This window comes from Nocardia sp. NPDC051321 (genome assembly GCF_044455225.1).
In the GTDB taxonomy this organism is placed as follows: domain Bacteria; phylum Actinomycetota; class Actinomycetes; order Mycobacteriales; family Mycobacteriaceae; genus Nocardia.
In genome coordinates, this window is record NZ_JBITEM010000013.1 from 285,722 (window position 1) to 301,874 (window position 16,153).

14 protein-coding genes are annotated in these 16,153 nt (G+C 65.8%); all 14 read left to right on the top strand.

The window, feature by feature from the left end; all coding sequences use genetic code 11:
- Nucleotides 1–270: 270 nt before the first annotated feature.
- Nucleotides 271–816: a 50S ribosomal protein L10 gene (gene rplJ / locus ACIA8C_RS31090; RefSeq protein ID WP_397140824.1), complete on the top strand. Its 546-nt coding sequence runs from the start codon at nucleotides 271–273 to the stop codon at nucleotides 814–816.
- Between the two features lie 65 nt (nucleotides 817–881).
- Nucleotides 882–1,262: a 50S ribosomal protein L7/L12 gene (rplL, locus tag ACIA8C_RS31095; protein WP_397140826.1), complete on the top strand. Its 381-nt coding sequence runs from the start codon at nucleotides 882–884 to the stop codon at nucleotides 1,260–1,262.
- A 241-nt stretch (nucleotides 1,263–1,503) separates the two neighbouring features.
- Nucleotides 1,504–2,580, top strand: coding sequence for an ABC transporter ATP-binding protein (locus tag ACIA8C_RS31100; RefSeq protein WP_397140828.1), 1,077 nt, complete (start codon nucleotides 1,504–1,506; stop codon nucleotides 2,578–2,580).
- An 11-nt stretch (nucleotides 2,581–2,591) separates the two neighbouring features.
- A complete protein-coding gene (locus tag ACIA8C_RS31105; RefSeq protein WP_150399750.1) occupies nucleotides 2,592–3,386 on the top strand; it encodes an ABC transporter permease in 795 nt (264 codons plus the stop codon).
- A gap of 105 nt (nucleotides 3,387–3,491) precedes the next feature.
- Entirely contained in the window at nucleotides 3,492–4,256 is a 765-nt protein-coding gene (locus tag ACIA8C_RS31110; protein WP_397140889.1) for an ABC transporter permease, read from the top strand.
- The gene (locus ACIA8C_RS31115) at nucleotides 4,253–5,605 is read left to right on the top strand and encodes an MCE family protein (RefSeq protein WP_397140830.1); all 1,353 of its coding nucleotides are present in this window, start codon (nucleotides 4,253–4,255) and stop codon (nucleotides 5,603–5,605) included. Before ACIA8C_RS31110 ends, ACIA8C_RS31115 begins: the two co-directional genes overlap by 4 nt.
- Complete coding sequence (locus tag ACIA8C_RS31120) at nucleotides 5,602–6,678, top strand: MCE family protein (protein ID WP_397140832.1); 1,077 nt, start codon at nucleotides 5,602–5,604, stop codon at nucleotides 6,676–6,678. Before ACIA8C_RS31115 ends, ACIA8C_RS31120 begins: the two co-directional genes overlap by 4 nt.
- The gene (locus ACIA8C_RS31125; protein WP_397140834.1) at nucleotides 6,678–7,688 is read left to right on the top strand and encodes an MCE family protein; all 1,011 of its coding nucleotides are present in this window, start codon (nucleotides 6,678–6,680) and stop codon (nucleotides 7,686–7,688) included. Before ACIA8C_RS31120 ends, ACIA8C_RS31125 begins: the two co-directional genes overlap by 1 nt.
- A 1-nt stretch (nucleotide 7,689) precedes the next feature.
- Complete coding sequence (locus tag ACIA8C_RS31130; protein ID WP_397140836.1) at nucleotides 7,690–8,943, top strand: MCE family protein; 1,254 nt, start codon at nucleotides 7,690–7,692, stop codon at nucleotides 8,941–8,943.
- A gap of 41 nt (nucleotides 8,944–8,984) precedes the next feature.
- A complete protein-coding gene (locus tag ACIA8C_RS31135; RefSeq protein WP_397140891.1) occupies nucleotides 8,985–10,178 on the top strand; it encodes an MCE family protein in 1,194 nt (397 codons plus the stop codon).
- A complete protein-coding gene (locus ACIA8C_RS31140) occupies nucleotides 10,175–11,416 on the top strand; it encodes an MCE family protein (RefSeq protein ID WP_397140838.1) in 1,242 nt (413 codons plus the stop codon). The genes ACIA8C_RS31135 and ACIA8C_RS31140 overlap by 4 nt, the downstream gene beginning before the upstream one ends.
- 29 nt (nucleotides 11,417–11,445) lie before the next feature.
- Nucleotides 11,446–12,165 (top strand): hypothetical protein, encoded by a 720-nt coding sequence (locus tag ACIA8C_RS31145; RefSeq protein ID WP_397140840.1) that lies wholly within the window; start codon nucleotides 11,446–11,448, stop codon nucleotides 12,163–12,165.
- Nucleotides 12,166–12,176: 11 nt separating this feature from the next.
- Entirely contained in the window at nucleotides 12,177–12,896 is a 720-nt protein-coding gene (locus tag ACIA8C_RS31150) for a hypothetical protein (RefSeq protein WP_397140842.1), read from the top strand.
- Between the two features lie 459 nt (nucleotides 12,897–13,355).
- A partial coding sequence (locus ACIA8C_RS31155; RefSeq protein ID WP_397140844.1) for a DNA-directed RNA polymerase subunit beta occupies nucleotides 13,356–16,153 on the top strand: 2,798 nt, incomplete at its 3' end.

Sequence of the window (16,153 nt, forward strand, 5' to 3'; positions counted from 1 at the left end):
AACAGTTATCGACTAGTTCGATTCCTACCAATCCGTTCTACCGAAGACCGTTGGTCGTCGAGCCCGCATGGGCTCGGTCGAAGGTCCGGCGACATGCCGGCGGCCCACGCAGGGAGAACCGAGGCCGTCAGTTATGTGTGCGCCCCGGAACGCCTTGCGTCCGGGGCGTTTGTTTTGTCCTGACCCTTCGAGCGACCTGCAAGCAGTCGCAAGCGGCTGCCCCCTCATCGGTAGTCCGTTTCGAACCGACCATCAGAGAGGAGGCGAAGTATGGCAAAACCCGAGAAGGTCACTGCGGTCGCGGAGATCGCGGAGCAGTTCAAGAGCTCCACTGCCACCGTTGTCACGGAATACCGTGGCCTGTCGGTGGGCAAGCTCACCGAGCTGCGACGTGCGCTCGGCGCCGAAGCCACGTACTCCGTCGCCAAGAACACCCTGGTCAAGCGCGCTGCCGCGGAAGCTGGTGTGGAAGGCCTCGACGAGTTGTTCGTCGGACCGACCGCGATCACCTTCATCAGTGGCGAGCCGGTTACCGCGGCGAAGACCCTGAAGACCTTCGCGAAGGACAACAAGGCGCTCATCATCAAGGGCGGCTACATGGACGGCGCACCGCTGTCCGTGTCCGAGGTCGAGAAGATCGCCGACCTGGAGTCCCGCGAGGTCCTGCTGGCCAAGCTGGCCGGTGCGATGAAGGGCAACATGGCGAAGGCCGCCGGTCTGTTCAACGCTCCCGCGTCGCAGGTGGCTCGCCTTGCCGCCGCACTGCTGGAGAAGAAGCAGGCCGAAGCCGGTGGCGAAACCGCTGCCGCTGAATAACCCCCTGCGGGTGATTCGCGTGCGCGTCGCCCTTGTGGACAACAACTACCGAAAGGAACAACATCATGGCCAACGTTGAAGAACTGCTGGAGACCTTCGGCAGCATGACCCTGCTCGAGCTGTCGGACTTCGTCAAGAAGTTCGAAGAGAAGTTCGAGGTCACCGCCGCTGCTCCGGTCGCCGTCGCCGGTCCGGCCGGCCCGGGTGCGGCCGCCGAGGCCGTCGAGGAGCAGGACGAGTTCGACGTCATCCTCGAGGGTGCGGGCGACAAGAAGATCCAGGTCATCAAGGTGGTCCGCGAGATCGTCTCCGGCCTGGGCCTGAAGGAAGCCAAGGACCTCGTCGAGGGTGCCCCGAAGGCCATCCTGGAGAAGGTTGCCAAGGATGCCGCCGAGGCTGCCAAGGCGAAGCTGGAAGAAGCCGGCGCCAAGGTCTCGGTCAAGTAATTCTCGACCGAATCGCCGACGGGCGGTCCCCTCTTTGGGGGCCGCCCGTTTGCTATTTGTGGCGACCTGCGCCAACAATCCGGAAATAGCGGATGAAACGGGGTTACTCTTCAGTCAGGTTGGGGTGTGCCCCGTCTCGCTCTTGGGATACAGTGGCCCGACCCACTGTGACGTGACACACCGCGCGACCAAACACGCGGTTAGCTGGTGGGCAGCTCGCTGAGAAATTGTGGAGGTTGGCGTGGGCGTCGAGGTCAGAACCGAAGGTATTACCAAGTCCTTCGGATCCCAGCGAATTTGGCAGGATGTCTCCTTGACCTTGCCGACCGGTGAGGTCAGCGCATTGCTCGGCCCGTCGGGTACCGGCAAGTCCGTCTTCCTGAAGTCGCTGATCGGCCTGCTGCGCCCGGAGCGCGGCTCGATCTACGTCGGCGACACCGATATCACCACCTGCTCCAACAAGGACCTCTACGAGATCCGCAAGCTCTTCGGCGTGCTGTTCCAGGACGGCGCGCTGTTCGGCTCGATGAACCTCTTCGACAATGTCGCCTTCCCTCTTCGTGAGCACACGAAGAAGTCGGAGTCCGACATTCGCAAGATCGTCATGGAGAAGCTGGAGCTGACCGGTCTGCTCGGGGCCGAAGGCAAGCTGCCAGGCGAGATCTCCGGCGGTATGCGCAAGCGCGCCGGGCTGGCCCGCGCTCTCGTGCTCGACCCGCAGATCATCCTCGTCGACGAGCCGGACTCCGGCCTCGACCCGGTGCGCACCGCCTACATCAGCCAGCTGCTGATCGACATCAACGCGCAGATCGACGCCACCATCCTGATCGTCACGCACAACATCAACCTGGCCCGCACCGTGCCCGACAACATCGGCATGATGTTCCGCCGCCAGTTGGTCATGTTCGGCCCGCGCGAGGTGCTGCTGACCTCTGACGAGCCCGTGGTCAAGCAGTTCCTCAACGGACGCATGCAGGGCCCGATCGGCATGTCCGAGGAGAAGGACGAGGCCCAGATGGCGCGCGAGCAGGCGATGTTCGACGGTGGCCACCACCACGGCGGTGCCGAAGAGGTCGAGGGCATCATTCCGCAGATGCAGGCGACCCCCGGCATGCCGGTGCGTCAGGCCGTGAACCGTCGCAAGGAACGGGTCCGCGAGATCATGCACACCCTGCCGCACGCGGCTCAGACCGCGATTCGCGAATCACTTGATCAGAACGACGAGACGCAGGTGCTCGCGTACAACAACAGCGACCAGGGTGGTTACCAGGGCGCCACGTACGAGACCACCACTCGACACAACACAACTAACGGGTAACATCTGCGATCGTGAATTCCTCCCTGGCGCGATTGCGTACTCCACTGGAGTCGGGGTTTGGCCAGGCCGGCAACATCTTTGCGCTGTTCGTAGACGTGCTGCGCAAGACGTTTCGCCGGCCGTTCGAGTGGCGGGAGTTCATCGAGCAGTCGTGGTTCATCGCGAGTGTCTCGATCCTGCCCAGCGCACTCGTCGCTATTCCCTTCGGCGCGGTCGTCGCGCTGCAGACCGGTTCGTTGATCAAACAGCTCGGTGCCGAATCCTTCACCGGCGCAACAAGTGTGCTCGCCACCGTGCAGCAGGCGGCGCCGATCGTCACGGCGCTGATCATCGCGGGTGCGGCCGGTTCGGCGGTCGCCGCCGACCTCGGCTCGCGCACCATCCGTGAGGAGATCGACGCGCTGGAGGTGCTCGGCGTCGATCCGGTGCACAAGCTGGTTGTGCCGCGCGTGCTCGGCATGACGGTGGTCGCGCTGCTGCTGAACGGCCTGGTCTCGGTGGTCGGTATCGCGGGCGGCTACTTTTTCAACGTGCTGCTGCAGGGCGGCACGCCCGGCGCGTATCTCGCGTCGTTCTCCGCCCTGGCGCAGCTGCCGGACCTGTGGATCGGTGAGTTCAAGGCGCTGGTGTTCGGTCTGATAGCCGGTGTGATCGCCGCATACAAGGGTTTGCACCCCAAGGGTGGCCCGAAGGGAGTTGGTGAAGCGGTGAACCAGTCCGTGGTGATCACGTTCTTGGTGCTGTTCTTCGTGAACCTCATCCTCACCCTGGTGTACCTGCAGGTCGTCCCGGCCAAGGGCGCCTGACCGGTGGCCACTCAGTACCGCAACCCCGCTCTCGCCAAATCGCTTCGCCGGGCGGGAAATATCGTGCGCTCACCGCTGAAGGTGATCGATCGGGCCGGCGAGCAGATGTCGTTCTACTCGCGCGCGATCGCCTGGATCCCGCGTACCGCCGTGCATTACCGCAAGGAGGTCATGCGGCTGCTCGCCGAGGTGACCTTCGGCAGCGGTGCGCTCGCGGTGATCGGCGGCACCATCGGTGTCATCGTGTTCATGTCCGGCTCGGTCGGCGTTGTCGTCGGCCTGCAGGGCTTCAAGGCGCTGGACGCGCTGGGCAGCTCCGTGCTCACCGGCTTCCTCACCGCCTACATCAACACCCGCGAAATCGCGCCGCTGGTGGCCGCTTTGGCGCTGTCGGCGACGGTGGGCTGTGGTTTCACCGCGCAGCTCGGCGCCATGCGGATCTCCGAGGAGATCGACGCGCTCGAGGTGATGGCGGTGCCCGGCGTGCCGTTCCTGGTAACCACCCGGGTGATCGCCGGCTTCCTCGCGGTGATCCCGCTCTACATCGTCGGCCTGCTCGGCACGTTCCTGGCGTCGCGGATGATCAGCATCTGGTTCAACGGGCAATCCAGCGGGTCCTACGACCACTACTTCAGCCTGTTCCTACCACCTGAAGACGTGCTGTATTCGTTTGTCAAGGTGCTGGTGTTCGCGTTCGTGATCATCATGGTGCACTGCTACTACGGCTTCCACGCCACCGGCGGACCGGCCGGTGTCGGCGTCGCCGTCGGGCGCGCGGTGCGTGCCGCGATCGTGCTGGTGAACGTGCTCGATTTCTTCCTCAGCCTGGCTATTTGGGGAACCACCACGACGGTGCGGGTGGCAGGATGACTCGGGGCGTGCAGGCCTGGCGCTCTACCGAGAAGCTGCGCATCCGCGTTCTCGGCATCGCGTTCTTCGTGGTGGTCGCGCTGTTTCTCGCGACGACCATCGCGATCTACAACAAGCAGTTCGTGAAGACGGTCGATGTCGACCTGGTCACCGACAGCGTCGGCAACGCGCTCACCAAGAACGCGGACGTGAAGGTGCGCGGCATCACCGTCGGCGATGTGCGGTCCAGCAACTCCGAGAACGGCAAGGTGACCCTGCATCTCGCCATCCATCCGGACAAGGCCGATCAGATTCCGTCCAACGCGACGGCGCGGCTGCTGCCCAAGACACTGTTCGGCGAGCGGTACGTGGACCTGGTGATCCCCGCCGACCGCAGCGCGACGCACCTGACCAACGGCGTGACGCTGCGGCAGGATCAGAGCGGCAACGCGATCGAGCTGAGCAAGCTGCTCGACGACCTGATGCCGCTGCTGCAGGCGATTCCGCCGCAGGACCTCGCGTCCACCCTCGGCGCGCTGTCCCAGGCGCTGTCCGGTCAGGGCCTCGCGCTCGGCGAGAGCGTGGACAAGCTGGACAACATCTTCCGTCAGGTCAACGGCGTGCTGCCGGACCTGCAGCAGGACCTGCGCAGCTTCGCCGAGGTGGCCGCCACCTACGCCGACGCCGCGCCGCAGCTGGTGAACGCGCTGGACAACCTGCGAACCACCAACGCGACCATCGTGCAACGACGCTTCGACATCGATTCGCTGTACGCCGTGCTGACACCGGCGTCGTCGAATACCGCCGATTTCCTGGTTGCCAACCGGGACAACATCATCGACCTGTCCGCCGACTCGCGCCCGCTGCTCGAGCAGCTGGCCACCTACTCGCCCACCTTCCCGTGCGTGATGGCCAACTTCGCTCAGCTCAAGCCGCGCATCGACCAGATCCTCGGCAAGGGCACCAAGAATCCGGGCACCAGGGTGACTATCGAGCTGACCAACCCGCGCGGCAAGTACCTGCCGAATCAGGACGAGCCGCGCTGGCTCGACGATCGTGGGCCGTGGTGTATTCCGGAGAAGCCGCTCGGCGTCGACCCCGGTCAGTACACCGGCGGCGCGAACAACGACGGCTCCTACGCCGTACCGAGCCGCAATCCCGGTGATCTGGAGACGGGCAAGCTGTCGCCGCCGCAGTTCGGCGTATATCCGGCGAGCAATGTCGCGACGATCGCGGGCTCGCCGATGGAGCAGCAGTCGCTCGGCGCGATCTACGGTGCCGCCCAGGGTGTTTCGCCCGATCAGGTGCCGGGCTGGGTGACCAGGGCCGGTGCGCCCGCGTTCCGTGGTAGCGAGGTGAGCGTCCGATGAAGCAGAAGCTCCGTGGCCTCGGCGGCCCGCTCACCAAGCTCGTCATCTTCGTCGTCGTGACGATTTTCGCGACAACGGTGCTTGCGCTGTCGATCGCCAACTACAGCGGCGACGGCACCAAGTTCAAGGCTCGCTTCGCCGACGTCACCTCGCTGAACAAGGGCGACGAGGTGCGCGTCGCGGGTGTCCGGATCGGCAAGGTCACCAATATCGCGATCGTGGACAAGCGCCTCGCCGAGGTGAGTTTCGAACTCACCGACCGGAATTGGCTGCCCGCCTCGACCACCGCGAGCATCCGCTACCGCAACCTGGTCGGCCAGCGCTACATCGCGCTCGAGCAGGGCACCGGTGAGCAGGGCCGCAAGCTCAACGAGGGCGGCACCATCCCGCTGGAGCGCACCAACCCCGCGCTCAACCTGACCACCCTGTTCAACGGCTTCCGTCCGCTGTTCCGCACGCTGACCGCCGACGACGTGAACAAGCTTTCCTTCGAGATCATCCAGGTGTTCCAGGGCGAGCAGGGCACCATCCACGATCTGGTGGCCACCACCGCGAGCCTGACCAACAAGATCGCGGACAAGGACGCGGTGATCGGTGAGCTGGTCCGCAACCTGACCGCCGTGCTCGACACGGTCAACCAGCGTGACGACCAGTTCAACCAGCTCATCGTCAATACCGAGGCGCTGGTCAGCGGGCTTTCCGCGGAACGCGACACGATCGGCCGCTCGGTGACCTCGCTCGGCAACCTGGCCTCGGCCACCGCCGACCTGCTCGTTCCGGTGCGCCCGACGCTGCAGGGTTCGATCGCCGGGCTGAGCCAGCTCGCAGGCACCATCAACGACCGCAAGGACGATGTGAACGACGTCCTGCGCAACCTGCCGCTCAAGATGGAAAAGCTCGGCCGGGTGGGCAGTTACGGCTCCTGGTTCCAGTTCTATCTGTGCGGTATCGACATCGTCGTCGGGCCGGGCACGGCCGATGCGCCGAACCTGAACCTGCCCGCCGGGCTACCGACGATCAACCAGCCGATATACACCAATGCCGCGCCGCGCTGCTCCGGGAAGGCCCGCTGATGGACGACCGGATTCTGCTCGGACGCCGCAGCCCCGTCTTCATGGGTGTGCTCGGCCTGGTGATGGTGCTGCTGGTGACGGTGTCGGCGTTCTTCCTGGACCGGCTGCCGATCATCGGCGCGGGCACCAAGTACACCGCCGAATTCTCCGAGGCCGCGGGCCTGAAGAAGGGCAACGAGGTCCGCATCGCGGGCGTGAAGGTCGGTTCGGTCTCCGACGTGCGTCTCGACGGCCCCAAGGTGCTCGTCGACTTCCGCACCCAGGACGCCTGGATCGGCAGCGAGACCACCGCCTCGATCCAGATCAAGACCGTGCTCGGCCAGAAGTACCTCGCGCTGGACCCGAAGGGCTCCCGCGCGGCCGACCCGTCGACCCGGATTCCGTTGTCGCGCACCGTCGCTCCGTATGACGTGGTGGACGCGTTCACCGACGCGGCCAAGAACATCGACCAGATCGACACCGCGCAGCTGGCCACCAGCATGCGGGTGCTCTCCGACGCGTTCTCGACCACGCCGCCGGAGCTGCGCGGCTCGATCGACGGCGTCGCCCGCCTGTCGGAGACGCTGGCCAAGCGCGACGAGGAGCTGAAGAAGCTGTTCGCCGCGACCAGGCAGACCACTAAGGTGCTCGCCGACCGCAACGCCGAGTTCGAGCGGTTGCTCGCCAACGGCGGCCAGCTGCTCGCCGAGCTCAACATCCGCCAGCAGTCGATCGCGCAGCTGCTTTCCGGCGCCAAGACGGTGGCCGCGGAGCTCACCGCGCTGGTGCACGACAACGAGGCGCAGATCGGGCCCGCGTTGAAGAACCTGCGCGGCTCGATCGATCTGCTGAATGCCAACCAGCAGAACATCTCCAAGACCTTGGAGCTGGCGGCCCCGTTCTACGGGATCTACGCCAGCGTGCTCGGCACCGGTCGCTGGTTCGACGCGGTGATCGTCAACCTGATCCCGCCCGCGCTGCCGGATATCCCCGGTGCTCGTCCGCCGATCCGCAACATGGGAGGTAACTGACATGGCGGGCCGGCTGCAGGGGCTACGGAATTCCGGGCGCGGCACCAAGATCACCATCGCGCTCGTCGCGGTGGTGGCGCTGGTCGCCGCCGGGGTGCTGTGGTGGACCTTCGATCGACTGACCACCACCAAGATCACCGCCTACTTCGATCGTTCGGTCGGCATCTACGAGGGCTCGGACGTGCGGGTGCTCGGTGTTCCGGTCGGCAGGGTGGATTCGGTGGAGCCGCAAGGCGATCAGGTCAAGATCGTGATGAGCGTCGATCGCTCGTTCGACGTGCCCGCGGACGCACGGGCCGCGCAGATCACGCCCTCGATCGTGTCCGACCGCTACATCCAGCTCACCCCGGTCTACACCGGCGGCCCGAAAATGCCGCGCACCGCGACCATTCCACGCGACCACACGGTGACCCCGGTCGAGGTGGACCAGCTGTACAAGAGCATCACCGAGCTCTCGGATGCGTTGGGCCCCAACGGCGCCAACAAAGAGGGCGCGGTCAACGAGCTCGTGCGCACCGGCGCGGCCAACCTGGACGGCAACGGCGAGGCGCTGGCCAACAGCCTCACCCAGCTGTCCAAGGCCGCCAAGTACCTGTCCGACGCGCGCGGCGACATCTTCGACACCGTCAAGAACCTGCAGAGCTTCGTCGCCATGCTGGCCAAGAACGACGCGCAGGTGCGCCAGTTCAACACCCAGCTCGCCGACCTCTCCGGCTTCCTGGCCAGCGAACGCAGCGACCTCGGTGCGGCGCTGAATCTGCTGTCGGTCGCGCTCGGCGACGTCGCCCGGTTCATCGACAACAACCGCGACCTGATCGCCAGCAATGCCGAGGGCCTGGTCACGCTCACCAAGACGCTGTCCGATCAGCGTGACGATCTGGCCGCCGCGCTTCCGGTGCTGCCGCTGGCACTGAGCAACCTGATCAATATCCACAACGCCGAATCCGGCACCCTGGACATGCGCGCCAACTTCACCGACCTGCAGGACCCGTTCGGGGTGATGTGCAAGCTGATCGACGTGTCCAAGCTGCGGCCGGGTGATCCGCAGTTCGACGCGCTCGGCAGGCAGATGCGCCCGATTCTCGATCACTGCAAGGAGATCTCCGACCAGATCACCGCCGGGGTGAAGACGCCGACGCTGATCCTGCCGTTCGGCGTGCTCAGCGGGGAGAACGAGCAGCGGGCTCCGGTGCCGGGCACGGTGCCAGGGGTGCCGTCGGACCGGACTCCGCCGTCCCAGGGAGGTGCGCGGTGAGTAGCCGAATCCGTTCCGTCACACGCGGTCTCGGCGCCGCCATGGCCGTCGGCCTGGCCGCGGCCCTGGTCACCTCGTGCGCGTCCGACGGCATCTACAGCGTGCCGCTGCCCGGCGGCGCCGATGTCGGCGACCACCCGATACACATCGACATCCAGTTCGACGACGTGCTCGACCTGGTGCCGCAGTCCGCGGTGAAGGTCGAGGGTCTGCCGGTGGGCCGGGTCGAGGAGATCAAGATCGGCAAGGACCAGTGGACCGCGACCGTGCGGGCCGTGGTCAACTCCTCGGTCGACCTGCCGACGAACGCGCGCGCCGAGGTGCGCCAGTCGAATCTGCTCGGCGAGAAGTTCATCGAGCTGTCCAAGCCCGCCACCGATCCGGACCCGAAGAAACTGACCGATGGTGCGGTCATCCCGGTCGACCACACCAGGCACGCCACCGAGATCGAGCAGGTGCTCGGCGCGATGTCGTTGCTGCTCAACGGCGGTGGCGTCGCGCAGCTGCAGCCCATCGTCACCGAGCTCAACAAGACCATCGGCGGTCGCGAGGACCGGGTGCGTTCGCTGCTCGATCAGGCCAACATCCTGATCAAGGGCCTCGACGATCAGGTCGACGACATCACAAGGGCCCTCGACGGTCTCGACGTGCTGAGCAGCCGGGTGAGCCAGCAGACCGAGCAGATCGGCAAGATCCTCGACGAACTGCCGCAGGGCGTGAAGATCCTGGAAGAGCAGCGCCCGCAGCTGATCGGGCTGCTCAGCCAGCTGGATCGGGTCGGGCAGGCCGGTTTCGATGTGCTCGATCACTCGAAGGACGACCTCATCCGCGATCTGACCTCGCTGCGCCCGACGCTGCAGGAGCTCGGCAAGTCCGCGCCGGATCTGATCACCGCGTTGCCGCTGATCCCGACCTATCCGTTCCCCGACTCCACGCTGGAGTCGACCTTCGGTGGGTCGGTGAACACCTGGCTTTCGGTGGACCAGCAGATCGGTGTCACGCTGAGCAATCTCGGTGTCGGCAAACCGGATCCGGTGTACACCCCGCCGCTCGGTCCCGGGGTGCCGGTGAATCCGACCAACCCGTACTACAACGGCAACGGTCCGCGGCCCGGGTGGCCGACGGTGTCGATCCTGCCGCTGCCGCCGAACATGGCGCAGCCGCCCGCGCCAGGCGTGCCACCGAACCCGGTGGGGGCGATTCTGGAGCAACTCGGAGTGGGTGGTACCCGATGAGCAAGCTGGTCCGCTGGCAGCTGATCATGTTCGTCATCATCGCGGTGGTGGGCGTTGTCTTCGTCGGTGCCAAGTACATTCGGCTCGACCACATGCTCGGCCTCGACCAATACGAGGTGAAGGTGCAGGCGGCGCAGACCGGCGGCATCTACAAGGGCGCCGAGGTGACCTACCGCGGCGTGCCGGTCGGCCGGGTCGGCGAGCTGGAACTCACCGGCGACGGCGTGCTGCTGCACCTCGTCATCGATTCGGGCTCGCCGAAGATCCCCGCGACCGCGAAAGCCCTGGTGGCCAACCGTTCCGCGATCGGCGAGCAATTCGTCGACCTGCAGCCGGACACCGATACCGGGCCCTATCTGCACGACGGTTCGCTGATTACCTCGGCGACCACGCCGGTGCCGGTGGAGCAGCTGGTCGCCAGCGTGGACACCTTCACCCGCTCGGTCGACCTGGCCGCGTTGAACACCACCGTGCGCGAGCTCGGCAAGGCGTTCGACGGCAAGGGTGACGACCTGCAGGTCTTCGTCGATTCGCTGAACAAGTTCACCACCACGTTCAACGAGACGCTGCCGCAGACCATTCAACTGATCCGCGACAGCAAGGTGGTGCTCGGCACCCAGGCCGAGCAGTCCGGCGCCATCCGCGAGTTCAGCGACGGCCTGGATAAGCTCACCGCCCAGCTGCGCTCCAGCGACCCGGACATTCGCCGGCTGATCGGCACCGGCACCGACGCGGGCCAGCAGATCGACGCGCTGCTGCGGGAGAGCGGCGGCGCGCTCACTCAGGACTTCGGCAACCTGCGCCAACTGCTGCTGGCCATCTCGCCCAAGTTCTACGCGATCCGCCCGCTGCTGCAGTTCCTGCCGCAACTGTCGATCGGTGGCTCGTCCACCGCCCCTGGCGACGGCACCACGCACTTCGGTCTCGTGCTCGAGGCCAACAACCCGCCTGCCTGTACCGTCGGCTACGAGGGAACGCAGCGGACGCTCGAGCAGATGAAGGCGCAGAACCCCGACTTCGACGACACCCGCGACGAGTTCCCGTTCAACAAGGACGCGAAGTGCCTTGCGCCGCAAGGTAATCCGACCGCGGTGCGCGGCGGCGAGCGGGCCGGCCTCGCCGATCCGAACGTGGTGCAGCCTTGGGATTCGACCCCCAAGACCGACCCGGACCGGCTGAACCTGAATCCGATCGCCGTGCAGATGGCAACCCTGATGGGGGTTACGCCGAAGCGGTGACCAGGAACGACGACGTTAGGGTGACTGGCGTGACCGCAGATTTAACGAAGCAGCTCGACTCGACCGAGCCGCGGGAATCACCGGACCCCGCTGACGGCGTGGTGCCCACCGAGGTGGTTGCTGACGCTCAGTCCGATCGTGCGGCTGAGGCACCCGGTGGCGCCGGGGTCATCCGCACGGTCGCCCTGGTCGCGTCCTCGGTCGCGCTGGTCGTCGCCCTCGTCGCCGCCGTGTGGTTCGGCGCGGGCTGGGTGCGCTCGGCCGTCAGCGACGCCCCGCGCGGCGACGCCCGCGACACCGCGCTCGACGCCGCCCGCCAGGCCGCGCTCAACATGACCTCGATGAACCTCGACGACGTGCCGGGCTCGCTGGCGCTGGCCCGTTCCTCGATGACCGGTTCGCTGCTCGAGTCGGCCGACAAGAACAAGGACCAGGCCGAGACGCTGGCCAAGCAGTCCGGCGTCGGCATGAAGTCCAAGGTGCTCGGCTCCGCGCTCACCACGCTGAACAGCGAGAACGACAAGGCCTCCGCCCTGGTCGTGCTGCAGGTGACCGAGCTGCCCAAGGACAAGCCGCCCGCCGACTACCGCTACACCTGGAACGTCGACGTGACCAAGACCGGCGACGTCTGGAAGGCCGAGCAGATCTCCTCGCTCAGCCAGCCGGTGCTGCTGAGTGGTGGCCAGGCGCAAAACCCGCAGGCGCCGCCCGCCGACCAGCCGCCCGCCGCGCCCAAGCCGGGATCGTAGGAGAACCAGCCATGACCTCTCGTAAGCCGATCAACCGGGTCACCTCCAAGCGCCGCCCGGCCGGTGAACAGCAGTCCCGTGCCGCCGCGACGCGCACCACGCCGGCTCGCAAGCCGCGGGTGACGGGCACCACCCGGCCCGCCGCGTCGCGTCCGAAACCGGACGACAAGCGTCCCGAACAGCAGAAGCCGGTTGGCGGCCGGAAGAAGCTCTTGCGCGGTTCCGGTAGCTCGAAGTCGGGTCGCTCGTTCTGGTCCCTCGTCGCCGCCCTGCTGATCGCCGCGTTGCTGCTCGGCGGATTCGCGGCCGTCGCCGCGTCGCGCCCCGGCGTCGACGAGTCGAACAAGGCGTTCGTCGACAACAAGGCCACCGAGGAGGTGCGGGCGGCCGCCGATCACGCGCTGAAGACCGTCTACGCCTACGACGTGAAGAACATCGACGGCTATCGCGACACCGCCAAACAGGTGCTCACCGGCAAGATGCTGGCCGATCTGGACAAGTACGCCGACACCACCATCTCCGCGGTAAAACAGGCTCAGACCAGCGCCGATGCCAAGGCGGATCCGATCGCTGTGACTTTGCTCACCGATGATCGGGCCGAGCTGCTCGTCAACCTGGTCGTCAGTGCCACCAAGAACGGTGCCGCGCAGCAGAGTGTCGCGGGTCCGATCGTGCTGCACATGCAGAAGGTGGGCGATCGCTGGCTGGCCAGCGACATCGTCGACCAGTGATCTTCCAGCGGCCCAGGGGATCTCAGTCCGCCCTGGTCGGTGCCGCAGGGAGCGCTTGCGAGCCGCGAATGCGCGAGGCCGCAGGGAGCGCTTGCGAGCGCGAATGCGCGAGGCCGCCTACTTGACGAGTTTCGCCGGAGCCGTCACGCTATTCACAACAGCGGCAGCTGTCACAGTGGCTCCATTACGCCCCGTCGTCCTCGACGCAGCCAGCGATTCGGACACGGCGCGCCAGCCACGTGAATGTGCGCACGGGTGGTAGGTTGACACCCCCGTGACGGTTGGTGTACGGTTGGACGTTGCGCTGGCTGCCTCCTGTCCATACCTCGATTTGCACACGTAAGTTCCACCTTCCGGTGTTACTTCTGTTGTTGCCTGTTCGGGTTTCGTTCGGGTTGTAATCAGCGGAATTCGTAGCAGACAAGCGACGGTCGCGGACCACCACGCGGCGCGCGTGAGGTGCTGGAAGGACGCATCTTGGCAGTCTCCACCCAGACCAAGGCAGTTGCCGGAATCCCCGGAGCCCCATTGCGGGTGTCTTTCGCGAAGATCCGTGAACCCTTGGAGGTGCCCGGACTTCTCGATCTACAGACGGACTCATTTGCATGGTTGATCGGTTCGCCGTCATGGCGTGAAAAGGTCGCCCTTCGCGGCGATGTCGGGCTAGTCGGGGGACTCGAGGAGGTGCTCGAGGAGCTTTCGCCGATCGAGGACTTCTCCGGCTCGATGTCCCTGTCTTTCTCTGACCCTCGGTTCGAAGAGGTCAAGGCCTCCATCGACGAGTGCAAAGACAAGGACATGACCTACGCGGCGCCGTTGTTCGTCACCGCGGAGTTCATCAACAACAACACCGGTGAGATCAAGAGCCAGACGGTCTTCATGGGAGATTTCCCGATGATGACCGACAAGGGCACGTTCATCATCAACGGCACCGAGCGCGTCGTCGTCTCGCAGCTGGTTCGCTCGCCGGGTGTCTACTTCGACCACTCCGTCGACAAGACCACCGAGAAGGACCTGCACAGCGTGCGCGTCATTCCGTCGCGTGGCGCGTGGCTGGAGTTCGACATCGATAAGCGCGACACCGTTGGTGTCCGCATCGACCGCAAGCGTCGCCAGCCGGTCACCGTGCTGCTGAAGGCGCTCGGTTGGACGAACGAGGAGATCGTCGAGCGTTTCGGCTTCTCCGAGATCATGATGTCGACGCTGGAGAAGGACAACACCGCCGGTCAGGACGAGGCGCTGCTGGACATCTACCGCAAGCTGCGTCCGGGCGAGCCGCCGACCAAGGAGTCCGCGCAGACCCTGCTGGAGAACTTGTTCTTCAAGGAGAAGCGCTACGACCTGGCGCGCGTCGGTCGCTACAAGATCAACAAGAAGCTCGGTATCCACCTCGGCGAGCAGGTCACCGGATCGGTGCTCACCAAGGAAGACATCGTCAGCACGATCGAGTACCTGGTGCGTTTGCACGCGGGTGATCGCGTGATGACCGCCCCCGGCGGCGAAGAGGTACCGGTCGACGTCGACGACATCGACCACTTCGGTAACCGTCGCCTGCGCACCGTCGGCGAGCTGATCCAGAACCAGATCCGGGTCGGCCTTTCGCGCATGGAGCGCGTGGTCCGCGAGCGGATGACGACTCAGGACGTCGAGGCGATCACGCCGCAGACCCTGATCAACATCCGCCCGGTCGTCGCGGCGATCAAGGAGTTCTTCGGAACTTCGCAGCTGTCGCAGTTCATGGACCAGAACAACCCGCTGTCGGGTCTCACCCACAAGCGCCGCCTTTCGGCTCTTGGCCCGGGTGGTCTGTCCCGTGAGCGCGCCGGCCTGGAAGTCCGCGACGTGCACACCTCGCACTACGGCCGCATGTGCCCGATCGAGACCCCGGAAGGCCCGAACATCGGCCTGATCGGTTCGCTGTCGGTGTACGCGCGGGTCAACCCGTTCGGCTTCATCGAGACGCCGTACCGCAAGGTGGTCGACGGTCGAGTGACCGACGAGGTCAAGTACCTCACCGCCGACGAGGAGGACAGGCACGTTCGTGCCCAGGCCAACTCGCCGGTCGACGCCGACGGTCGCTTCCTCGAAGACCGGGTGCTCTGCCGCCGCGGCAACGAGGAGAACGAGCTCGTCGCCGCCGACGAGGTCGACTACATGGATGTCTCGCCGCGCCAGATGGTGTCGGTCGCGACGGCCATGATCCCGTTCCTCGAGCACGACGACGCCAACCGCGCCCTGATGGGTGCGAACATGCAGCGTCAGGCCGTCCCGCTGATCCGTTCCGAGGCGCCCGTTGTCGGCACCGGCATGGAGCTGCGTGCTGCCGTCGACGCCGGCGATGTCGTGGTGAACGAGAAGGCGGGTGTGGTCGAGGAGGTCTCCGCCGACTACGTCACCGTGATGGCCGACGACGGGACTCGCAAGAGCTACCGGATGCGCAAGTTCGCCCGCTCCAACCAGGGCACCTGCGCGAACCAGCGGCCGATCGTTGACGAGAGCCAGCGGGTCGAGGTCGGCCAGGTGCTTGCCGATGGCCCGTGCACCGAGAACGGTGAGATGGCGCTCGGCAAGAACCTGCTCGTCGCGATCATGCCGTGGGAAGGCCACAACTACGAGGACGCGATCATCCTGTCGCAGCGCCTCGTGGAAGAGGACGTACTCACCTCGATCCACATCGAAGAGCACGAGATCGACGCTCGCGACACCAAGCTCGGTGCCGAAGAGATCACTCGGGACATCCCGAACGTCTCCGACGAGGTCCTCGCCGACCTCGACGAGCGCGGCATCGTTCGCATCGGTGCCGAGGTCCGCGACGGCGACATCCTGGTCGGCAAGGTCACCCCGAAGGGTGAGACCGAGCTGACCCCGGAGGAGCGGTTGCTCCGCGCCATCTTCGGTGAGAAGGCGCGCGAAGTGCGCGACACCTCGCTGAAGGTGCCGCACGGTGAGTCCGGCAAGGTCATCGGCATCCGCGTGTTCTCGCGTGAGGACGACGACGATCTGCCGCCCGGTGTCAATGAGCTGGTGCGCGTGTACGTGGCGCAGAAGCGCAAGATCCAGGACGGCGACAAGCTCGCCGGTCGCCACGGCAACAAGGGTGTTATCGGCAAGATCCTGCCGACCGAGGACATGCCGTTCATGCCGGACGGCACCCCGGTCGACATCATCCTGAACACCCACGGTGTGCCGCGTCGGATGAACATCGGCCAGATCTTGGAGACCCACCTCGGGTGGATCGGCAAGGCGGGCTGGGATGT